This is a genomic window from Bacillus coreaensis, from assembly GCF_050586445.1.
Classification (GTDB): Bacteria; Bacillota; Bacilli; order Bacillales; family Cytobacillaceae; genus Robertmurraya_A; species Robertmurraya_A coreaensis.
Map to the genome: position 1 here is coordinate 116,537 of NZ_JBOCCY010000009.1, position 22,464 is coordinate 139,000.

Annotated in this window: 21 protein-coding genes and 5 pseudogenes; 19 read left to right on the forward strand and 7 right to left on the reverse strand. The window is 34.8% G+C overall.

The window, feature by feature from the left end; all coding sequences use genetic code 11:
- Positions 1-33: 33 nt before the first annotated feature.
- Positions 34-2,730 carry a sensor domain-containing protein gene (locus ACQ5H4_RS15130; RefSeq protein WP_430775837.1) on the forward strand — a complete coding sequence of 899 codons (2,697 nt, stop codon included), beginning with the start codon at positions 34-36 and terminating at the stop codon, positions 2,728-2,730.
- Between the two features lie 242 nt (positions 2,731-2,972).
- On the forward strand, positions 2,973-3,176 hold the full coding sequence (locus tag ACQ5H4_RS15135) for a hypothetical protein (protein WP_430775838.1): 204 nt from the start codon (positions 2,973-2,975) through the stop codon (positions 3,174-3,176).
- Between the two features lie 128 nt (positions 3,177-3,304).
- On the opposite strand, the gene ACQ5H4_RS15140 is transcribed toward ACQ5H4_RS15135, so the two are convergent.
- Positions 3,305-3,820, reverse strand: a complete 516-nt coding sequence (locus tag ACQ5H4_RS15140; RefSeq protein ID WP_430775870.1) for a VOC family protein — start codon at positions 3,818-3,820, stop codon at positions 3,305-3,307.
- On the opposite strand from ACQ5H4_RS15140, the pseudogene ACQ5H4_RS15145 reads away from it, so the two are divergent.
- The 4 genes and pseudogenes from ACQ5H4_RS15145 to ACQ5H4_RS15160 all read left to right on the forward strand — a co-directional run.
- Positions 3,812-4,236 (forward strand): annotated as a pseudogene (locus ACQ5H4_RS15145) (family 1 glycosylhydrolase); the annotation flags it as partial. The gene ACQ5H4_RS15140 and the pseudogene ACQ5H4_RS15145 overlap by 9 nt on opposite strands.
- A gap of 151 nt (positions 4,237-4,387) precedes the next feature.
- A complete protein-coding gene (locus ACQ5H4_RS15150) occupies positions 4,388-5,785 on the forward strand; it encodes a glycoside hydrolase family 1 protein (RefSeq protein ID WP_430775839.1) in 1,398 nt (465 codons plus the stop codon).
- 118 nt (positions 5,786-5,903) lie between these two features.
- On the forward strand, positions 5,904-6,785 hold the full coding sequence (locus ACQ5H4_RS15155) for a DMT family transporter (protein ID WP_430775840.1): 882 nt from the start codon (positions 5,904-5,906) through the stop codon (positions 6,783-6,785).
- Positions 6,786-7,261: 476 nt separating this feature from the next.
- Positions 7,262-8,403 (forward strand): annotated as a pseudogene (locus ACQ5H4_RS15160) (glucose-1-phosphate adenylyltransferase).
- 110 nt (positions 8,404-8,513) lie between these two features.
- On the opposite strand, the gene ACQ5H4_RS15165 reads toward ACQ5H4_RS15160, so the two are convergent.
- Positions 8,514-9,806 (reverse strand): ATP-binding protein, encoded by a 1,293-nt coding sequence (locus ACQ5H4_RS15165; protein ID WP_430775841.1) that lies wholly within the window; start codon positions 9,804-9,806, stop codon positions 8,514-8,516.
- A gap of 257 nt (positions 9,807-10,063) precedes the next feature.
- Here ACQ5H4_RS15165 and ACQ5H4_RS15170 point away from each other — a divergent pair, with 257 nt between their 5' ends.
- Positions 10,064-10,204, forward strand: a complete 141-nt coding sequence (locus tag ACQ5H4_RS15170; RefSeq protein WP_430775842.1) for an FbpB family small basic protein — start codon at positions 10,064-10,066, stop codon at positions 10,202-10,204.
- Here ACQ5H4_RS15170 and ACQ5H4_RS15175 read toward each other — a convergent pair.
- Entirely contained in the window at positions 10,171-10,536 is a 366-nt protein-coding gene (locus ACQ5H4_RS15175) for a GNAT family N-acetyltransferase (RefSeq protein WP_430775871.1), read from the reverse strand. The two genes, ACQ5H4_RS15170 and ACQ5H4_RS15175, sit on opposite strands and share 34 nt — an antisense overlap.
- Positions 10,537-10,948: 412 nt before the next feature.
- Between ACQ5H4_RS15175 and ACQ5H4_RS15180 the strand changes: the two genes are divergently transcribed.
- On the forward strand, positions 10,949-11,194 hold the full coding sequence (locus tag ACQ5H4_RS15180) for a DUF3243 domain-containing protein (RefSeq protein ID WP_430775843.1): 246 nt from the start codon (positions 10,949-10,951) through the stop codon (positions 11,192-11,194).
- Between the two features lie 129 nt (positions 11,195-11,323).
- Entirely contained in the window at positions 11,324-11,557 is a 234-nt protein-coding gene (locus tag ACQ5H4_RS15185) for a hypothetical protein (RefSeq protein WP_430775844.1), read from the forward strand.
- 228 nt (positions 11,558-11,785) lie between these two features.
- On the opposite strand, the gene ACQ5H4_RS15190 is transcribed toward ACQ5H4_RS15185, so the two are convergent.
- On the reverse strand, positions 11,786-12,052 hold the full coding sequence (locus tag ACQ5H4_RS15190; protein ID WP_430775845.1) for a hypothetical protein: 267 nt from the start codon (positions 12,050-12,052) through the stop codon (positions 11,786-11,788).
- A gap of 587 nt (positions 12,053-12,639) precedes the next feature.
- Here ACQ5H4_RS15190 and ACQ5H4_RS15195 point away from each other — a divergent pair.
- Positions 12,640-13,809: a glucose-1-phosphate adenylyltransferase gene (locus ACQ5H4_RS15195; protein WP_430775846.1), complete on the forward strand. Its 1,170-nt coding sequence runs from the start codon at positions 12,640-12,642 to the stop codon at positions 13,807-13,809.
- A 220-nt stretch (positions 13,810-14,029) separates the two neighbouring features.
- A pseudogene (locus ACQ5H4_RS15200) lies at positions 14,030-14,306 on the forward strand (UTRA domain-containing protein); the annotation flags it as partial.
- A 142-nt stretch (positions 14,307-14,448) separates the two neighbouring features.
- Here the strand turns inward: ACQ5H4_RS15200 and ACQ5H4_RS15205 are convergent.
- A complete protein-coding gene (locus ACQ5H4_RS15205) occupies positions 14,449-14,673 on the reverse strand; it encodes a helix-turn-helix domain-containing protein (protein WP_430775847.1) in 225 nt (74 codons plus the stop codon).
- A 10-nt stretch (positions 14,674-14,683) separates the two neighbouring features.
- On the reverse strand, positions 14,684-15,160 hold the full coding sequence (locus tag ACQ5H4_RS15210) for a DUF2975 domain-containing protein (protein WP_430775848.1): 477 nt from the start codon (positions 15,158-15,160) through the stop codon (positions 14,684-14,686).
- 196 nt (positions 15,161-15,356) lie between these two features.
- On the opposite strand from ACQ5H4_RS15210, the gene ACQ5H4_RS15215 reads away from it, so the two are divergent.
- The 4 genes from ACQ5H4_RS15215 to ACQ5H4_RS15230 all read left to right on the forward strand — a co-directional run bounded on the left by ACQ5H4_RS15215 (position 15,357) and on the right by ACQ5H4_RS15230 (position 16,645).
- Positions 15,357-15,617, forward strand: a complete 261-nt coding sequence (locus ACQ5H4_RS15215) for a hypothetical protein (protein ID WP_430775849.1) — start codon at positions 15,357-15,359, stop codon at positions 15,615-15,617.
- Between the two features lie 71 nt (positions 15,618-15,688).
- On the forward strand, positions 15,689-16,039 hold the full coding sequence (locus ACQ5H4_RS15220) for a hypothetical protein (RefSeq protein ID WP_430775850.1): 351 nt from the start codon (positions 15,689-15,691) through the stop codon (positions 16,037-16,039).
- Positions 16,033-16,452, forward strand: a complete 420-nt coding sequence (locus tag ACQ5H4_RS15225; protein ID WP_430775851.1) for an FxLYD domain-containing protein — start codon at positions 16,033-16,035, stop codon at positions 16,450-16,452. The genes ACQ5H4_RS15220 and ACQ5H4_RS15225 overlap by 7 nt, the downstream gene beginning before the upstream one ends.
- Before the next feature lie 25 nt (positions 16,453-16,477).
- Entirely contained in the window at positions 16,478-16,645 is a 168-nt protein-coding gene (locus ACQ5H4_RS15230) for a hypothetical protein (RefSeq protein ID WP_430775852.1), read from the forward strand.
- Between the two features lie 611 nt (positions 16,646-17,256).
- Here ACQ5H4_RS15230 and ACQ5H4_RS15235 read toward each other — a convergent pair.
- Positions 17,257-18,213, reverse strand: coding sequence for an NAD(P)-dependent alcohol dehydrogenase (locus ACQ5H4_RS15235; protein WP_430775853.1), 957 nt, complete (start codon positions 18,211-18,213; stop codon positions 17,257-17,259).
- A 401-nt stretch (positions 18,214-18,614) separates the two neighbouring features.
- On the opposite strand from ACQ5H4_RS15235, the pseudogene ACQ5H4_RS15240 reads away from it, so the two are divergent.
- From ACQ5H4_RS15240 to ACQ5H4_RS15255, 4 genes and pseudogenes are all read left to right on the forward strand, one after another.
- Positions 18,615-20,302, forward strand: a pseudogene (locus ACQ5H4_RS15240) (DUF2075 domain-containing protein).
- A 289-nt stretch (positions 20,303-20,591) separates the two neighbouring features.
- Positions 20,592-20,922, forward strand: a pseudogene (locus ACQ5H4_RS15245) (nucleotide pyrophosphohydrolase).
- An 18-nt stretch (positions 20,923-20,940) separates the two neighbouring features.
- Positions 20,941-21,330, forward strand: a complete 390-nt coding sequence (locus ACQ5H4_RS15250; RefSeq protein WP_430775854.1) for a YkvA family protein — start codon at positions 20,941-20,943, stop codon at positions 21,328-21,330.
- Between the two features lie 281 nt (positions 21,331-21,611).
- Entirely contained in the window at positions 21,612-22,415 is an 804-nt protein-coding gene (locus ACQ5H4_RS15255; protein ID WP_430775855.1) for a GIY-YIG nuclease family protein, read from the forward strand.
- The last annotated feature ends 49 nt before the right edge of the window (positions 22,416-22,464 follow it).

Sequence of the window (22,464 nt, forward strand, 5' to 3'; positions counted from 1 at the left end):
ATGACGATTTCGTAAATGTGTGGAGGTTGGCATGTGAAAAATACCATATTTTATTCATTAGGGTTAGGGATTTTTGCCGTTGTCTTGGTTGTATTCGCTATAATTTTAGACCAATTTATTATTCACAAATTTTCCGATGTCTTTCAAATTCACCCTTATATCTTTCATGGAATCTTATTGATTATATTACTATTTTCTTTATTGATATTTTCGAATTACATAAAGAAACAACGTCACAAATACATTATTTCCCAAATAAAAATACAGCAATATAAATTAACACTGGAAAGCTCTACTATAGCCGCTTATATTATCAGCGATAAAGGGTTTTTGTATATTAGCCCTGCCTTTGCAGAGTTATTTGGATATTCCAGAAAGGAATTTTATGATAAGAAAATTGGACTTAGTGATCTTCTATTTGATGATTTTCAAGATTTAGTCTCTAAAAACATGAAAGATAGACTTCAAGGAAAAGATGTTAGTGCTAATTACCAAGTAAAGGCAAGGAGAAAAGACGGGGTTGAGATATATTTAGATTTATATCCATCATTAGAAATGTTTAACGGTATCAATGTTATTATAGGCAATGTTGTAAATATAACTGAAAAACATCTTATGGAAATTGAATTAGAAAAACGCGAAAAGGCTCTTACTCAGGCACAGAAAACAGCTGGTATTTTTTACTGGGAATACGATACTATACATGAAAAGCTTATTTGGAGCACCCCTATTTACGAACTTCTTGAAATCCCCAATAATGAAGAAGCGAGCTTTGAATTATTGTTATCAAAAGTTCATCCTGATGACCGTGAAGTACTTATAAGTAGTAAGGAACAGGAAGTAAAGGGGCACTCTGTCACCAATGTGTTTCGAATTCTTAGAAATAACGGTTCTATAAGCACGGTATATACCGCATCACAATCCATGCTAGACGAGGATGGACAACCTACTATGATTATTGGGACCATGCAAGACATTACCAAAAGACTCATTGAGGAGAATCGGTTAGAACGTTCAGAAATTCAATACAAATCCCTTTTTGAAAACAATTTAGATACTGTTGTTTTGCTTGATATAGAAGGAAATATCCTGTCTATTAATGAAATGGGGTTAAGAACGTTTGGTTATAGCAAAGAAGAGATCCTAAATCAAAGTGCCATCAATGTGGTATCTTCAGATTATATTAAAGCAGCAAACCATTTATTTGATCAGGTATTGCAGGGCGAACCGAAAAGAATTCAGCTGCAAGCCATTCATAAGGAAGGGCATTTTGTTGATTTAGACGTAACCGTTATGCCCATCACTGTGAAGTCCGAAGTAGATGGTGTCTTTTGCATCGCTAAAGATGTAACGGAACAAAAAGAACACGTAAAAACCATTGAAAAGTTAGCTTATCAAGACCATTTAACAGGATTGCCAAATCGTAGAAGACTATTGGAACTGATGACTTTACATCTTGAAGAAGCTAAAAATAATTCTCTTATGATGGGTATTTTGTATATAGACCTTGACCGTTTGAAATTTGTTAATGATAATTTAGGTCATGTATTTGGAGATGAACTAATCATAGAAGCGGGGAAACGAATACTTAATAGCATTCGAGCCGAGGACACCCTTGCCCGCATAGGGGGAGATGAATTCGTTGTCATCATCCCTAATATTCCAAATTTGACGATTACGACAAAAGTCGCCAAACGGATTATGGCATCTTTTAAGCCAGGTTTCATTATTGATAATAAATTGTTTCGCACGACGGCGAGTATTGGAATTAGTGCATACCCTACTCACGGAACGGAAATAAATGAACTGGTTAGCAAAGCGGATAAAGCGATGTATTATGTAAAATCAAGAGGGAAGGATTATTATAAAATTTTTGAGTCGAATTTGAGCGAACAAGAGGAAAGAAAGTTTATTTTACAGACTACATTAGAAAGTTCTCTTAAGAATAAAGACTTCTATCTGATGTATCAACCTAGAATGGATGTAAAAACAGGGAGAATTTCTACCTTCGAATCTTTAATACGCTGGAAACATAAGGAATTAGGTGTAGTAAATCCTGGTGAATTTATCAAGATAGCAGAAGAAACGGGGGATATTGTCCCTTTGGGCGAATGGGTACTTTCGGAATCTCTACGAACCATGAAACATCTTCATTTGTCTGGGAGGAAAGATTTAAAAGTCTCTGTCAATGTTTCGGTTAGACAGTTATACCATTCACACTTTGACCAAACGGTAAACGCCATGCTCCAAGAATATCAATTGCTTCCTAGTTCTTTGGAACTTGAAGTGACCGAGAGTATGCTCATAAATGAAGACCAAGAAATTTCAAAAGTTTTAAAAAACTTACGCGCCTTAGGCGTATGTATATCGATTGATGACTTTGGAACAGGCAATTCGTCTATCTCTTATTTGAAAAGATTGTCGGTTGATGTGCTTAAAATTGACCGATCGTTTATAACAGGTTTACCTGATGCAAAGGAAAATGCGGCAATTACTTCTGCGATGATCAATCTAGCACATGATTTAAATATCAAGGTTGTTTGTGAAGGAATTGAAACAGAAGAAGAGTTAGCAACTATTATTGAAATGAATTCTGATGAAGTACAAGGATATTTCATAAGTTATCCATTATCGAAAGAGGATTTGTATCAATTTTTAAAAGATGAAGAGGAGAAGGGGACTCTACTTCCAGAACGTTGGACTAAAAATAATAAGTCCCCTACTGACTAAAAGGCTATGCATCGTAGGATGTATGCCTTTTTTTACTTTTAGCTAAAATTTTTCTTGAAAAGAAATTACTCAACTATCGGGTAGTTTATGGTAAACTTCTAGGCAACTGATAGAAATGTAGATTCTTGTGGCTGTAATTAGTAGGGTTATTAATAAGAATCCTATAAAAGATCTGGAATGAAAAGAATAAGTAGATAAAAATTAATGTTTCAGATAATTAACTTAAAGAGGGAGAAATAATATTGATTAAAATGAAAGCAATACCTGAAGAGATGTCATTTGCTATAGGTTTATCTTTACTATTAGGTGGTGGAATATTGTTATTCTTGTTATCACTGTTATTTCCGATTGGTAAGTGGACTACGATGATGGTTGGAGGGATTATTTTTGGTGTGGCTTTTTTATTTATAGCCAATGCGGCTGATAAAAGACATCAGAACAAGTAACCTCTTTTTTGTTGGGGTTTACGAATAAGGAAATCTCTTAAGCTAAATAACATAATATTCACAGCGAAGTGCATAGTAGCACACAAAACACTCAGAGTTCAGCTCTGAGTGTTTTGTATGTGGCCATTTCAACTAGAATTCCCTTCATATGCTTGTCTTAATTTTTCCAGATCAATTTTCGCCTTCATTTGGAGAAGGGCTTTCATCACTCTTTCCGATTTTTCAGGATTTTCTTCACGAATCATCTCGTTAAGGGAAGCAGGAATCACTTGCCAAGAAACTCCGAACTTATCTTTCAACCATCCACAAACTTGTGCTTTTTCGTCTCCGCCTTCAGAAAGTTTGTCCCAATAATAGTCGAGTTCTTCCTGTGTCTCACAGTTGATAATAAACGAGATGGCTTCTGTAAATGTATAGGTTGGACCGCCATTTAACGCGACAAAAGGGATGCCTTCCAATTCAAATTCAACCGTCATGACCGCTCCTTCTGTACGGCTTTCATATCGTTCTTTTCCGTAGCGGGTGATCCTACGAATACTTGAATTCTTAAAGATGGATGTATAAAAGGTGGCTGCTTCTTCTGCTTGGTGATCAAACCATAAATTTGTGGTGATTTTTTGAATTTTTTTGTTTGAATTAAAAATCCATATCTCTCGGCAAGTGAATGGGGATGGCAAATTGACCCTAAAGGTTTGAGAGCAGCGTTAAATCAGTTGTATGATCGTTACCAAAAACCGTTATTTGTTGCAGAGAACGGGCTTGGAGCGGTTGATGTGGTCGAGGATGATGGTTCGATCCATGACGATTACCGGATTGATTATCTGCGAGCGCATATCGAGCAAATGAAAGAAGCCATTCAGGACGGCGTGGATGTATTCGGTTATACCTCTTGGGATGTATAGATATGGTCAGTGCTTCAACGAGTCAGATGTCAAAACGGTATGGCTACATTTATGTCGATAAAAATGACGATGGCAGTGGAACATTAAAACGCTCGAAGAAAAAGTCCTTCCACTGGTACAAAAAGGTAATTGGAAGCAATGGTGAGGGTTTGGATTGATTTTTTTAATTAAATGAATGGAAGTTGAAAAGATAATACTTCAGGATTGTTACTGTTCAATCAGGCAAAACCTAAATTTTCTGGAGCGGGGGTTCGTTTACCCTTTTTCAAGATCATTTAGGTTTTTGTTTTATCTACAGGAGGGAAAAAGATGACAAAAAAATATCAGTTCCCAAAAGGATTCTTATGGGGCGGAGCTATTGCTGCTAATCAAGCGGAAGGTGCCTATCTAGAAGACGGAAAAGGGTTAAGCATTGCTGACCTTATGCCAGGCGGTCTAATGAAAGGGATCCAAGAAAATAATAGTGAATTTAATCTATACCATGAAGCCATCGACTTTTATCACCGTTACAAAGAAGATATTGCTTTAATGGCTGAAATGGGTTTTAAAGCATTCAGAACATCCATTGCTTGGAGCCGAATTTTCCCAAATGGCGACGAACGAACTCCGAACGAACAGGGACTCCAGTTTTATGATGATCTGTTTGATGAATTAATCAAAAATGGAATTCAACCGGTTGTGACCATTTCCCACTATGAAACACCTTGGCATTTAGTAAAACATTACGATGGATGGAAAAATAGAAAACTTATTGAATTCTATACACACTATTGTGAAACCATCTTTAAGCGATATAAAGATAAAGTAAAAATTTGGATGGGGTTTAATGAAATTAACAATGCCCATACCATTACTACCGCAGCTGCGGGCATAGTAATAGGAGAAGAAGAAAATCGTTTACAAGCAATCTATCAAGCAAGTCACCATATGTTTGTGGCAAGTGCGATTGCAACAAAATTATGTCATGAAATCATTCCTGATGCTAAAATGGGTGCGATGTTATCACTTAGTGGGGTTTATCCAAATACTTGTCACCCGGATGATGTATTTGAAGCATATGAATTAAGACGCCGTTCCCTATTTTACAGCGACGTACTTCTACGCGGGGAATATCCAAATTATATTAACCGTATTTGGGATGAACAACATGATAATGTTCAGATGGAAGAGGGAGATTTAGAATTAATCAAAAATTATCCTGCTGACTATCTAGGATTCTCTTATTATCGTACGACAACACACAAAGCAGGTACGCCATTTATCGGGCACACAGGAGGTGTCCTTGGAACCCCAAACCCTTATCTAGAAGCTACTCCATGGGGTTGGCAAATTGATGCTAAGGGCTTCCGTTATGTATGTAATGAATTATACGATCGTTATCAAAAACCACTTTTTATTGTAGAAAACGGAATGGGTACGAACGATGAAGTGGTGAACGGAGAAATCAATGACGATTATCGAATCGATTATGTGAGAAAACACATCGAAGAAATGAAGGAAGCCGTACGCGATGGGGTTGATTTAATGGGTTATACCTACTGGGGTCCTATCGATATCGTAAGTGCTGGAACTGGTGAATTAAAGAAACGTTATGGTTTCATTTATGTTGATCGAGATAACGATGGAAACGGAACGCTTCAAAGAATGAAGAAAAAGAGTTTCCATTGGTATAAAAACGTCATTAAAACCAATGGCGAAATCTTATAAAAAGGACTTGCTGACTAAGATTCATGGTCCTATATAAATAGTACAAAGGAGGGTTGAAGGTTCACTACTAAAGTGAGCCTTCCTTTTCATATACTGGAGGGATCATAAGGGGGAAATCATGAATGGAATGATGCTGTTTTTATGTATAATTTGGGGTTTTAATTTTGTGATTATGAAAATGGGTAATGACGTGTTCCCACCAGTATTGTTTGCTGCCTATCGGTTTTTACTGGGGGCAATCGTACTTTTTGGGTTAACTTGGTTTAAAAAAATTCCTCTTCCAAGTAAAAGGGAATTAAAATGGTATATTCTTTGCGGGTTTCTGCAGACCACTTATTTTAACATTGCCATCCAAATTTCTTTGAATTATATAAACGCTGGACTTACTGCTGTTTTAACCTATAGCATGCCTTTGTTTCTTTCACTTTTGGCTCATTATTTCATTCCTGGTGAAAAATTAACGGTTACGAAAACAGGTGGAATCTTAATCGGAATAGTGGGGTTGTTCTTAGCGATGGATATTCAATTTGGAGGGAATATAGGGGCTCCCATTCTCGCGTTAAGCTCTGCTATCACATGGGCGCTATCTAGTTTAATTTTCAAAAAGAAACTACAAGGCTGTGATTCTATTCAATTTACTACATGGCAAATGGGTGCGGGAGCAATAGGCTTATTATTGTATTCTTTTAGCTTCGAGCATGGCGAATCCCATTGGAGTCTTATGGCTATCGTTTACCTTTTATATTCTGGAATTTTAGCCTCTGCACTAGCTTTTGTTATATGGTCTAATATTCTTTTTAAAATGGAAGCCAGTAAAGCATCCATTTCCTTACACATTGTACCCGTAGTTGGTACTCTTTCAGGATTTTTATTTTTAAAGGAAGATTTGAATACTATTACATTATTAGGAATCATTTTGGTTCTTTCAGGAGTATGGGTGGTAAATCATGCAGGTTCTGCCCGTTTCCCATTACAGAAGACATCTTCTCTTAATCGGTAAAAGATAAGTGCTGAGGATTAACCAGGGCGGAGCCCCAACATGACTGCCCTTTTTACAGAAAACTTGAAAAAGGAGTTTAAGTAGCTATATTTCTTAATCTCCTTTTGTTGAAGGGGAAAATTCACCTTAAATGGCGGCTTGTGTTCTTACTAGTTATAAGCACCATAACTGATTAGGTTAGCAAAAATACGATGCCCCCCAGGTACTTGAGCGCCAATGTGACCGTAGAATACTTGGTTGGTACAAGTAAGTTCCTTCACTGAATTCGGTCATTAAGATACCACTTGTGAAAATACCGATGTGGTTGTATTTTATCTAGATTTTTCCTTTTCTCCCATTATAGAAGTGATAGATGTAGTTATGACAAAAAACGTTCATAATTCGATCTCATAATCCTTCATTTAACTTATTAAAAATAAAAGGTGTAAATAATTTGAGAAGGGTGAAGGCCATTGAAAAGAAGACAATGTATTGCGATGCTTCTTGCTGGGGGAAGGGGAAAGAGGCTTCAAACTTTAACTCAATTTATTGCAAAACCGGTTGTGCCTTTCGGAGGGAAATATAGAATTATTGATTTCGTACTTAGTAATTGTAGAAATTCAAACATTACTACGATTGGTGTTCTAACCCAGTACCAGCCTCATTTGCTACAAAACTATATCGGGAATGGCCAACACTGGAACTAAAATACATTTGATAGTACCTTAACCATTCTTCCACCCTTTCAAAGTGATCAACAGACAAGATGGTATGAGGGAACAGCGAGCGCTATTTACCATAACATTCATTTTATAGAACAACATGACCCTGAACATGTGTTGATACTTTCAGGGGATCATATCTACAAGATGGACTACAATGACATGCTAAAAGATCATATCGAATCGAATGCAGACGTAACGATTTCGGTTGTACCTGTACCATGGAATGAGGCTAGCCGCTTTGGGATAATGAATTTAGATAAAAATAATAGAATAACAGAGTTTGAGGAAAAACCTCAGTTTCCTCGCTCTAATTTAGCGTCGATGGGTATTTATATTTTCAAAAAAGATCTGTTACTTCAGTACTTGGAGTCACCAGAGAAAAATGGCGGAGATTCTAAAGACTTTGGCATGGATATTATTCCAGCTTTACTATCGGATAGTAGGTTCGTTTATGCACATAAATTCGAAGGTTATTGGAAAGATGTAGGTACCATTGACACTTTGCGGGAAGCTAATATGGACCTTTTAAAGCACGAAAAAAGTATCCTTCTTAATCATAAAGATTGGAAAATATAACTTGTAATAATGCTCAATTCCCTTTGTATTTAGACAAACAAGCCTCTGTGGAGGAGTCTTTGGTTAGCGAGGGATGTGAAGTTTTTGGTAAAGTAGAAAGGTCTATTATTTCACATGAAGTAAAAATAGGGAGAAACTGTATTATCAGAGACTCTGTAATTTTACCAAATACAATGATTGAAGATGGAGTAATAATTGAGAATGCGGTAGTTGATAGTAATATAGTTGTGAAGAGAAGCTCCGTATTCAAATCTTCTAATGGTGATCATAAAAGAATAAAATTAATAGGTACAGCAGCCACAACTAGTTATCCTGAGTATATAAAACAGTATGTATAAACGTTTAATAGATAAATGGGTTCGTACAGTAAAAAATCAACTTAGTATGGTTGATTTTTTACTGTTCATGATGATAAAAACAGAACTAGACATAATTTTTAGACTATGTATTATATAGTTATAATTGAAGATGAAAAATGGTCGATTTCAATCTCGGAGTTAGTCAATGGGAATGAAAGAATGAATTCCGTCCCTACTTGTTTTTTACTTGAAATCTGAATAGATCCCCCCATTTCCTTTACAAGATGGAAAACGAGCATAGTACCTAGCCCTGTACCTTTTGCCCCTTTAGTAGTAAAATAGGGTTCACCTAACCGATTTACTTCCTCCTGTGTCATCCCTATCCCCGTGTCCTTTACTGAAATAATACCAAAACCTTCCTTAACCGTGGTTGATAGAGTGAGAGTCCTAGAAGATTGACTTGTCATGGATTCAATGGCATTTTTACAAATGTTTACTAAGCACTGTTGAAAAAGCTGTTTATTTCCTACTATATAGTATCTTTCTAGTTTCGAAGTTACTTCTATGACATTCATATTTGCAATAGGTTCAAGAATTTTTAATATCGTATGAATTTCTGCTTTAACATCCAACGTGGATTTAGATACTTCCACGTTTGGCTTAGCAAAATTCAGATAATCTCCAATGATTCCTTCAGCACGGTCGATCTCACCTAATGAAATTTCAAGGAAACTTTTTTCCTTTTCTTGTACATCCTTCGACTCAACAAGCATTTGGATAAATCCCCTTGCAGTAGTTAGCGGGTTTCTTATCTCATGTGAGATGGACGCTGCAAAATGACTAACTGTCCTCATCTTATCATACAAGGATTGCCGAAGAATCCATTGTTTCCGTACTATTTCTTCATTGTATATCACTATTACCAGCCCGAGGGTTTGTAAAGAAACATAAATTAGGACTAGTTCTATTGAAATAAATTTCTTGCTAAATAGTGAAATGACGAAAAGTGTTAAAAAGGATGAGGTTAAACTAAAGACAATGGCGAATAAAAGTTTATATGATATGGAAGTTATTTTTAAATACCATTTGCGTACCATGATTAGTATGACAATATGACTCGAAGAGATGATAACAGTCGTTACTACACCGATTCCTCCTTGAACACTTCTATAAGAAATATTCACAATACCCAGTATAATCGCTACGATGGGTCCTCCATAAAGTGAACCATATGTTTGGGCGATTAACCTTAAATCGAAAATAATCCCATTATCTAATTTTATGGGGAGACTAATACAAGCTATTATAGCTATTGAAGTAGAAACTGTTAGTAAAACAAGTTTTGTTTTGGGTTTTACCTCATTAAACATTAAAGTTAGTGGAACAAAACAGCAAAATAAAAATAAGAAAAATGCATTAACGAGTAGTTGATAAATTAACAATAGTTACCCCCCATAAAATATTATCAATAAAGATGTCCGCCCATCCTTATGGACAAATATTATTTCTTATTCAAGGTAAATAGTACCAAATATAATAATAATATCTGGGTTGAAATTTGAATTATATGAATTGTGAAATATTAATGAAATTTCAGTTTAATAATTATTTAAAAGATTCACATAATCGTAACTTACTATAGATTTATATGTTTTTTCGACAACATAAAATGGTATTAAAAAGTGAGAGGGGTTAAGAAATGAGAAGAAAATTAAATTTTAAAGAATTAGTTAGTGAAAACAAGAAGGAGCTCGAAAATAATTTACAAGCAATAGAAAAAATTGAAATAAAAATTGAGAATAGTTATTATAAAAAAAATATACTTAATATAAACAAATAAATGAAAAAGGAAGCACAGTATTTTGATGCTTCCTTTTTAATATAGGTATAAAAAATGAAAAGACGTGTATCCAAAAAATTTTTTTTCGTCGGTTGATAGTTTCTTAAAAATTGAATGGAAGGATTGTTTCCAGGTAAAACAACTGCTCCTATACGGACAAGTTCCCTTTCATGGTACCCATAGTCGATTATTTTCTCAATAGCTTCTGTCCCATATCCCATTCTCCAATATTCACAATCAATTTCACAGTCGAAATTGGCTCTTTTATAGTCTGTCTTCCAACCATAAAATCCGCAAATTCCAATTAATCTTTCTGTGTCCCTTTTAACTATGCCTCATCTTATACCACAATTGTTTTTATAGTCTTCAGTGTAAGTATGTAATATCTCTTGAACAGTGTAAATCGATTGAATCTCATTCATTAAAAAATATTTTGTTTTTCCTTCTTTTGATAAATATTGAAACATGGCGTTAACATCATTATGACGAAGTTCTCTTGGGATTAATTCTAAACCAATAAATAACCTTCATTAAAAATTCAAAAAGCCTTTGCCTTCATGTACATGTTGGATTGAATTTTATTCGTTATTTTAGATGAAAATATATGACGATTTCCTGAATTATTAATCAAGAAATATAATTAAAAGGATAAAAAATCAAAATTATTAAGGTACTTGGTTAAATTAAGAAGGTAATGTACATTACTTTTTTAAAAGAAATACGTTTAATCACAGGAGGGTTAATATGCCGGAAATTAATAATTTTGACCAGTGGAAAGATTTTTTAAAAGAAAGACTCATTGCGGCTAAAGAAGAAGGGCTTTCTGATAATATCATTTCGAATGTAGCCTATGAAATAGGTGGATATTTAAACAAGGAAGTAAATCCAGATATTCCAGAAAACAAGATATTATCAGAGCTTTGGAATGTGGCTTCAATTGAAGAGAAGCACGTAATTGCAAACACTATGGTAAAACTTGTTCAAAAATAATAACTCTATATTAAAAGTAAACATCTTTCTAACTTGTAAGGTGTTTACTTTTCATTTTTTTTTGAAGAACCAGTTAAAAAACTCAGACAAGTAATAATTTTGGTGGTTATTATAGGGGGACATAAAGACTTGAATATACTTTTTAGACTTAGTAAAGCAAATAAATTGTACAAAATAAATAAAGAACCCTTAGTGAAAATTAAATTCAACTTGGAGGATAGAAATTTAATTGATCTATTAGAAGATTATAATGCTGGCTATTTTGGTAAAGGAAACTTGGGATTTGATTGGCTATTTTATGAACTTAGTAGGGAGGGATATATGGTAAAAAGGCTTAAAGAAAATGAATATATTATCAATTAATTGTACGCATTCCTGTAATCTCAATATTGATAGCAATTGTAGATAATGCATGTTATCAGCAAGAATATCAATAAAATCCTCGGAGTAGCCTTTAATCCTCATGATTATATCTTTTGTATCTATACTTCATTATGGACAAACAAAATACCTATTTATTTGATCATTAGAAGGGTATTAAAGATTAATTTACAAATGCTTTATCGATTAATGCTACTCCCAAATTTTATCTTAAGATGAAACAATCCTAGCAAGCCAGGTAAAGTCTCTGTGGTCAAGTGCCAGATTAATTAATGTTTCTAAATCTTCTTGATCTAACTCAATGTCTTCTTTGGTTTGTATATTAATTAGTGGCAAAATAAATACTCTTGAGTGTTTCGGAACATATACTTTAGCCTCGAATTGACAGATGGAGAGTACATAACCAAGCAAAATTTCCTTTTTGCCTTTATGGTAAGCCTCCACCCAATCACCTATATCAAATGTTTTCCTTCTCATAATAGATCCCCCCAAAAAATACTTACGTGGTTAATGAACTTATTAGATGACTAGAAGTAAAAATAATTTCTAATATTAGATTATTGATTTTATATAAAAAATCGCTTTTCTTTTGTGAATAGTTCGTGACATATCACTAAACCTACTGTCTGGGATAAGGATTTTCTTGAAAATATTGGTAAAACAACCAACTAAGACATTTAAGATGTTCACAAATTTGACATTATATCCTAAGTTTTTTTTCATGAAGATTCGACAGGATTAGGGGTCCTTTTTGAATTCTTTATGAAAGCAATTGCAAATTAAATAAAATATGAAACGAATACTGTCGAATGAGTCTTAATTAGTCGTTTTTTCTTGATTTAGTACCTAAACGGAGTTTGTTAGAATGAGGAACATAATTGTTTTAATACAAATTCAAAGGGAGCAGGAGCATTATGGATATTGCATATGAAATCAAGGATCTTAAAAACTTAATGGTAGTGGATGAAAAAGATGAGGCGGACTTAGAAGAAGTATATTACAAACTTTGGGAAGATGATCGTTTATAAATGCTTTTATAGAATTGTAATATCAGGGGGATAAATATGAAAAGTAAAAAATGTATTGCAATGTTATTAGCTGGTGGCAGAGGCTCCAGATTAAAAGAATTAACCCAATATATTGCAAAACCTGCCGTTCCTTACGGCGGAAAATATCGTATCATTGATTTTGTTTTAAGCAACTGTCGCAACTCTGGTATAAATACAGTGGGTGTATTGACCCAATATCAACCTCATATTCTACAAAATTACATAGGTGATGGAAAACACTGGGATTTAAACCGGAGGGATGATGGAGTTACCATTCTTCCACCTTATCAGTGTGATGTAAAAGAAAGGTGGTATGAAGGGACGGCACATGCCATTTTTCAAAATATACAATATATCGAGAGTCATAACCCAGAATTTGTTTTGATCGTTTCTGGAGATCACATATATAAAATGGATTACAACAAAATGTTGGAACAACATATAGCCACAGGAGCAGATGCAACCATCTCGGTGATCAACGTTCCATGGAACGAGGCCAATCGCTTTGGCATTATGAATATAGACTCGCAAACAAGTAAGATAGTAGAATTCCAAGAAAAACCGAAGCAACCTAAATCGAACCTCGCCTCCATGGGCATCTATATATTTAATTGGAAAATATTAAAAGAATATTTAGTAAAAGAAGAAGCCAATCCATACTCCTCAAAGGATTTTGGAAAAGATATCATACCAGCCATGATTAACAACAACTGTCAGCTTTATAGTTATCGGTTTGATGGGTACTGGAAAGATGTTGGGACGATTGAAAGTTACTGGGAAGCAAATATGGATTTACTATCTACGGAAACCAATCCATTATTACTAGATGAAGATTTGAAGATTTATACACATGAATCCACTCAGCCACCTTTGTATATGGATGCGACCGCTTCTATCTACCAATCTTTAGTGGGTGAAGGTTGTAAAGTGTATGGAATGGTAGAAAATTCTGTTCTCTTTAGCGGGGTGAAAATTGGAAAGGGAGCCATGATTAAAGACTCTGTCATCATGCCAAATGCCATAATTGAAGAAAATGCCGTCGTTAATCGAGCGGTAATTGGAAGCAATACGGTGATTGAAAAAAATGCAATGGTTGGTGAAGCGAAAGCATACAGTGAAATTACGCTAATTGGAGAAAACCAAGTAATCGAAAAAGATGAAAAAATCAAAGAAAGAGCCATATAAAAAACTTTTAAAGTAATAATAGTGAAAAAGGCTAATCATCCAATAAGGTTTTGGATGATTAGCCTTTTTCTTTGCTTAATTTAAACTATAGTATTACTGTACTAGACGCCTATTTTTCAGTACCCATTCAATTTCTCGCTTAAACTACTTTTACAGAATCCTTATTTGCTGCTACCATTTCTCCTTCTTCTACATGTATAAGATCAAATTTTCTTAAAACATTCATGGGGAAACCTTGTGTCTGGAGCATTCCTATTATAATAAAGCCATCATACCTTATTTAAATAAAGAAATTGTGTCTGACTCAATCTTTTATTATATACAAGAGGGACTAGGATTGAAGGTTGGATTTTCGGATATGTACTTCCAAGCAGATAAATTGAATAAGGAAGAAGCGGAGTATTTAGGTCTAGAACCTGGCGACCAAGTTTTGCCTCGAAGTAATTTTTCATTTAACAAACGGACAGCCCTTCGACTATTCGAAATTAATTTCCTAAAAAGTGTGTATATAGCAACAATGTTTTAGAAAAGAGCCTTTTGAAAAAAAGGATTAATAGAGCATTTCTTATCTGCTCATTAATCCTTTTTTTGTTGCAGGAAAGCTACGGTTAAAAAGCTTTCTTTAAAATTAAGCTTTGTCTACGATTCTTGATTTTCCTCATCACTTCGATACTCCAAAATATCCCCAGGCTGACAGTCCAAAGCTTTGCAAATCGCATCTAAAGTGGATAATCGAATCGCCTTGGCTTTTCCATTTTTCAAGATCGAAAGGTTTGCCATCGTGATTCCCACTCTCTCCGACAGTTCGGTTACACTCATTTTCCGTTTCGCCAACATCACATCAACATTAATTATAATCGCCATTATATTCACCTCAGACCGTTAAATCATTTTCAGATTTGATATTGATTGCTTCTTTTAATAGGCGTTGGAGAACTGCAGCGAAGACGGCGATGACCAAGGAAGCAAAGATAGGAACCATTCCCATAAGGATGAGGCCAGGTGCATCATCAATTTCTGCGACCACATACAGAAAGGGCAGAACGATCACATACAAACCACTGAAGGTCAAAGCACAGAATTTGATCTTCTGTAGTGCTTTCACAGACAGCTCAGAAAAAGCTTTGTTTTTATCAATATAATTCAACAGCTTAAACGCCTGATACAAGGCACCGAAGAACGGAATCACCGACACATACATGCCGACTAGGATCGGATACAAAATATGGTCAAAATCGGCATTAAATGGATGTTTTGGTAACCACGTTAACCCAAATATAGATAAAGCAAGAACAGGAATCGCAATAAAAACAAGTGCCATCCTTAAAAATATAGTTGAACCTCGATTCATAAATAACACCTCGCTAATGTATTTTCATATTGATTCTAATACATTATTTATCGTTTTAAAATAAGTAATTGTTGTTTTTTTTATATTTTTTCTCTCGGCGATGTGAAATATTATTAAAAATCATACAAAGGGGGTCCGAAAGTGGACCACCTTTTCTCTTATACTTCAACTATAGATGAAGAAGAGGAGAGAGCGTATGAACCAACAGCAAATCAGAAGTGCCATTGGGGTATTGGCAGACTTGTTTTACTCTGACAAAAAAAATCAAGAACTCGCAATTTTAACGATGGAACATTATATTGACGATTTGAAGTTGTTACAAGATGTGGGTACGGTCGCAAGGGAGCTCGAGAATCAGCAAGCATTCTCGTTGCTCGCACCGATGAAATGGTTTGATATGAAAGCAGCAGAAGAAATTGAAGAAGTACTTAAAGGGCATGTTTCCTTTCGTAGGTAAAATGAAAGACTGGATCTGACAACTGGTAACTTACTAGTTTTATAGAAAAAATAATAATGAGGTGGATGATGATGAAAGGTTGGTTGAATGTTTTCTTAGCAGTAGCTTTAATGGTGTTTTTATCCGCATGTGGAAATGAACTTGCGGGAGATACCAATACTTCGGAAGGGACCGAGGAACAAACAGCATCTAAACAAGAAGAAACAAAAGAGGTTCAAGAGGAACCAAAGCTTGAAATAGTCCAGTCCACTGGGGGAGCCTGGAAGGATTCCATTGATAGCGTTTGGGTGCATTCTTCTGCGATCTTTGAAAATACGGGCGATGTGCCGATCTCCATTGGAGAAACGCAAATGAATTACAAAGATCAAGAGGGAGGCATTCTCGGAACCTCAACGATGTCTATTCTGTTCCAAGCGTGGTAGGTCCTGGTGAACAAGCCTATATTACCGAAACGACAATCCTTGAAGGAATGACCGACCCAGCACTATACGGGGAAACTACTTATAATTATGGGTTTGATCCAACCGAAGAAAGTGCTAATATACTAGAGGTGTCAGGAACGAAAGGAATTCCTTCCACCGATGAATACAGCACTCCGTACACCGTTACGGGAGTAGTGAAAAATACGACAAGTGATTTACAAGATGACATCCGAATTTCTGCGGCGTTATTTGATGAAAGTGGAACCTTACTTGGTGTGTTAAATGGTAGCGTGGATGTGGGTGTTAATCCAGGAAGCGAAGCGGGATTCGAATTAAATTATCCAGAAGTACCGAGAGAAATCGCTGGCAAAGTGAAAACCATTGATGTGAAAGCATACGGTTGGACTTGGTAATCTACAAAAAACAGGAGGAAAAATAATGAAAAAACTACTATTCATGTTTACTATACTCATCGTGGCTCTATTAACGGCCTGTTCGTCATCAGAATCATCGAATGCAGCTGACAAAGAGAACAGTGAGGCAACGGAGTACTGGCTTATTTTCTTTGCTCCTCTGTTTAAAGCGATTAATAAACTCAAAAACTGATGAAAAACCTCTCAATCGGCTTAAGTTCAGAATAAAAATGACGGACGGTTAAATTAATTTGGAAAGAAAAGCGTTCTAAGCTTTAAATAGCTTAAACAATTTTGTGGTCTTTAACTGTTCCGCGAATTTCACTAAGTTTGCAAAGTTTCCTTTTGCAAAAACATTACTATAATCCTCAATTCTATCTATTACTCGGGGATCTTTTATGAACTCATTAGTTAAACTTAATAGCCGTTCAATTTTATTGACTTAGGGTCTTCCTTATAATGGTCTATTTCTTTACTCTTATTATTTATGGCATTGAAGTTATCCACTCATTTTCTGAAACAAATTGTGGTTGATCTGAAGGAACTTTTTCTACGTTAAAGAACGCTTCTTATTAATCCTATTGTATTTGTTGTAGCCATTGACTGCACACCGATTAATAATCGCTAAAAAATAATTATCCAGTTACTAATCAGTGTGCGGTTTTGTTTGCTATTGCTGACACTAAAAAACCGACAGATAGATGTCGGTAAAATCCAACGTAATTAAAATTTTCCACAAACTATTTAAACTACACCATTTGATTAATAGTCCAGCTTCAATAGATACATGTACCAGTTATAAATTTATTCCTTAATTTTAAGAACAATCTTCCCCTTTGTACGACCACTTTCAATGTGCCGGTGAGCCTCTACAATCTGTTCCAAAGGATAGCACTTCTCAATAACAGGTTTTAGTTTTTCTTCCTCCACAAGACTGCATAAGAAATCTAGATCTCTATTATTTGGTATCGCAAAGTGAATTTTTGCTTTTTTTCCACCAATGAATGAACTTATCATTAATTGAACCGGGTGATATTTAGGGTAAAATAGGTGTTCAGTAATATAAACACCATTCTCGGTTAATGAGCGTTTACAACTGAAAAATGTCCGCTTCCCAACTGCATCCAGAATAACATCGTACTTTTTTCCATTATCCGCGAAATTTTCCTTCGTATAATCAAGAACGTGATGCGCCCCCAGTTCTTGTACCCAACCGAGATTAGAGGTACTACAAACAGCAGTCACCTCAGCACCAAAGTATAGTGCAAGTTGAACTGCAAAGTGCCCTACACCACCTGACGCACCATATATTAAGACTTTTTGTCCTTTTTTTACCTGTGCTACATCACGTAATGCTTGTAGCGCAGTTTGACCAGCACATGGTATAGCTGCTGCTTCTTCAAAAGTTACGTTTTTAGGCTTATGACTTAGGAATATCTCAAGCGAAGAGACATATTCAGAATGGGACCCGAAACAACTTCCAAAAACATGATCACCTACCTTAAATCTATGTACGTTTTTACCGACTGCCTCAACCGTCCCCGCAACATCTATACCCAGTATGGAATTTTTAGGTTTTTTTAGTCCATTATCTAACCTTGTAGGTAAATAGCCCTTTCGGTACAAATAGTCTAAAGCATTCACAGACGCGCTGTGTACACTAATCAGCACTCTATCATCATCCTTAATGTAAGGCTGTTCGACATCCTTTACCTCTATTACTTCAGGGGGACCATAGGTTGAATAAATAGCTGCTCTCACCTGCATTACCTCCTTTAGTATTCTTTTTTTCATTTGGTTAGAACTTGTCATCTCATGTTAATCTACGCTTTTTTATATAAAAATAGGGATATACAATCACAGTTGTATGTTTTCTATATGAAGTCATAGGATGGTAATAAGGTTATATATATTCGTCTAATTAATTTATATGACCTTAAGTAAACACTTTTAATGTTGAAAATAACCATGTTATATATTGTTATTTCGTTTCCGGGTACTTCAAAAGAGAAGTAGTTGGGTTCATTTTTTATATCCTCGAAGGAAAAGGTCTTTCTTAAACCTTCATATATTAATTTTGATTTTGTAAAAAAATATAAATGTAAATGCTTTTAATGTAATATGGTAAAATATTCATATCGATAAATTAATTAAAAGGTACTATGAAAGGTAATTTTTTAATGAATACATTAGAAATCATATCCATGCCATTTACTCATACTTCAATAGACTCCTTACATGGTAAACCTTATTCCGATTATCCAGTGGTATATTTTTTAAACAATCACACGATGGTTTACATTGGAGAGTCAGTAGCAGTAAGAAATCGTATGAAAAATCATTTGAATAATCCGGAAAGAAAATCATTGGATAAAATGACATTGATAGTTCATGAAAAGTTCAATCGTTCAGCAACCTATAATATTGAAACGAAGATTATTAATTATTTTTTGGCAGATGAACGCTATAAGCTTCAAAATAAGAGTCAGACAGCTGATAGTGTCAGCCACAATTATTATGATAAGCCGTTTTATAATGAAAAATTATTTAATGAATTATGGGACCAGTTAAAGGAAAAGGACTATTTTACCCACTCAAGGGAAGTCATAGAAAATAAAGATATTTTTAAATTATCTCCTTTCAAAGAGCTTTCGGCTGAACAAATTGAGTTGAAGGAAAAGATTATTGAGGTTTGTGAAAAACATATCAATGACGAAGAACCATTTGTTTTCCTTGTTAAAGGTGAAGCAGGAACTGGTAAGAGTGTGGTTTTAAGCGTCGTATTTAATCGGATTCAAGAGTTAGCAAAGGAGAAATCTTCAGCTCTTCATAACAGTAATAACTTTTTATTAGTCAATCATTCGGAAATGTTAAAAACGTACCAAAAAATTGCGGGGAAAGTAAAAGCACTTAAAAAGAATAATTTTGATAAACCGACTCCTTTTATTAACAAACGGAAAAAAGCTAACGAAAAAGCTGATATTGTGTTTGTAGATGAAGCGCATTTATTATTAACCAGACCAGACAGCTTTAATAATTTCAAAGAGAATAACCATCTAGAAGAGATTATGAAACATAGCAAAATTGTGATCTTGGTATTTGATGATAAGCAAGTGTTAAAAATGAAAAGCTATTGGGATAAAAATAAGCTACTCCGTCTTGTAGATAGTCAACATTCGAAAGAATATATATTAAAAAATCAATTTCGCATGCGGGCCAGTGATAAAATGATTCGCTGGATCGATCATTTTATCAAAAAAAGATCACTACTATTCCTGAAAAAGAAGAGTTTGATTTTCAAATTTTTGATTCAGCAGCTAAGATGTATAAAGAAATACGTGAGAAGAATAAGAAATATGGCCTAGCAAGAATGGTCTCAACATTTGATTATGTTCATAAAAAAGATGGTGAGACTTACTATATAGAAGAAGATCAATTTAAGTTGCCATGGAATACGACTGAGGGAGATACCACCTGGGCTGAAAGGGAAAATACCATAAGGGAAGTTGGTTCTATTTATACGATTCAAGGTTTCGATTTAAATTATGTGGGTGTCATTTTAGGACCATCTGTTTTGTTTGATGAGGAAAACAAAGAATTGAAGATTATTACAGGAAATTATAAGGATACAGAGGCTTTCAGAGGGAAAGATGAATTTGATGATCCTGAAAATATAAAAGAACAAATCATATTAAATTCGATCAATGTTTTATTGAAAAGGGGAATCAAGGGTTTATATATATTTGCAAGTGATCCAAAATTAAGAGCACATTTATTAAAGCTTTATCGTAATCGTACGAAGAGTTATGAACATATGATGGTTGCCGAGGAAAAAGGTGATTACCATTAATGGTTGCTTTTCGGATTGAATTCATACATAGTGAGCAAGTAAGAAGGGGCGGTAACCTTGGAGTATTTGGATTCATTTAAGTGGAGATAGTAACAGATTAGATAAAATAATTGCAGAATTAAAAGATCATTACCCTGAAATCGATTGGCAAACCAAATGGTACGACAATGAAGATATAAAAGGCAATCCAACAAGTTCTATTTCATTGATTGTTCCATCTTCCCAATATGAAGAAGCTGAACAAATTTACCAAGAATTAAAGGATGTAGGATTTGATTTCGAAACATCCATCTTTGATCCTTTAATTGAGGAGATTGTAGACTTCCGGGACGAAAGAGATTGGCAGCAATTCCATAATCCAAAGGATCTAGCTATATCCCTTTCATTGGAAGCAAGTGAATTGTTGGAAAACTTTCAATGGAAAACAAGTGAAGAAGCCATAGACGAAAATATTGATCCTATTACCGATGAAATAGCAGATGTGGTGATCTATGCATTACTACTATCAAATGAGCTAGAAATAAATTTAGAGCAGGCCATTAAAAAAAATCCGTAAAAATAGACTAAAGTACCCGGTTGATAAGGCATTTGGATCAAGTAAGGAATATACTGATTTATAAGTAAAAAGGAGTAAAAAGATGAATAACGCAGAAGATTTCAAAGACTCCGGAAAACACTTTTCGGATGAAAAATTTTGGGAGAAATTAAAAAAGTTTGCTAAAAAAGCAGGTTCTTCCGTTGTGTATGCAGTTTTACTATTATACTTTACTCTTCAAAAACCAGAAGTGCCAGTAAAGGCAAAGACCATCATCATTGGAGCATTAGGATATTTTATTCTTCCGCTTGATTTAATTCCAGATATAGCGGTAGGAGTAGGGTATACAGATGATTTAGGCGCTCTAGGAGTTGCTTTGTTCCAAGTGGCTATGTATATTGATGATGATATTAAGAATAAAGCAAAAGAGAAATTAAGAGAATGGTTCGGAGATAAGGTTGATACATCTGACATCGATGGAAAGATTGGATAATAAGTATGAAAACTAGGGATTATGCCCTGGTTTTTTCTATTTTTCAACGACTATTCTCTTTGCGGGAGATAGGGCTGGTCGGAAGGGGATTGATATAGAAAAGGAATTGGAGTGGATTCCTAATATTATAAGGGAGGAATATGAACTAATCGGATTAAGATCATTTCTGTCATCAGTTTGTTTGGTTCTCTATAAGACTATATTACTTAAAGAATATGTAATTATGTAGTTAGTCTGCTATAATAAGGGAATTATAGAGTGGGTCATTTGGAGGGTTATACATGCTTGAAATTTTAGAACCAATACTTATCAAGAGTGGATTAGCTAGAATGTTTGATTTAAGAATTAAGGATGATAACACAGCAAATTCAAGACCTTGGGTTTCTTATCGAGTTAAGAGTAATATATACAAAATAAGGGCGTTTGAACTATGGGGAGAAGGTCCCGAACTATTTAGGATTTATCACGCAGATAATATGAATGAAAGCCTTAAAACATTGTTGGATTCTTTTCCAGAGGTGTCAACCTCCAAAAGATCGTATACTGACTTTAAGACAGATGATTATGTTACTTTAGCTACTAAAATAGCTGATATTCTACAATCAGATGAAATCATACTAGAGAGCAAAGCAAACAGTAAACTAGCTCGTACATCAAAATTTGAGGGTCTTGAACTACCCGATGTAGATACATCACTAGAAAATGTCTTAGGACAAACCTTTACATGGAGAGAAGTAATTGCTATTTGGGAAGATAATTCAGAAGATAATAAGCTAAAAAAGGTTTTGCGTCAAAATGGGATTTACATTCAACGATCCGAAGATGGAAAAAGTAGATACATAGGAAGTGCCTATAACAGTGACGGAATTTTAGGTAGATGGATGGCTCATTTAAATTCTCTTAGTGATGCACAACATCTTAATTTGTTTGTTCTAGAAAACGGTTATAATTCAGTCATCTTTTCAGTCATTGAATTTATTGAAGGGACGGATTCTGAAATCATCAAGCGAGAGTCAATGTGGAAGAAGACTCTTGGAACAATCAACCGCGGACCATATAACGGAATTCAGTTGAATAATAATTAGGGGAATAAAAGCGTCCCGACTACGGTTGTCTCGGCGCTTTTTTCCAATG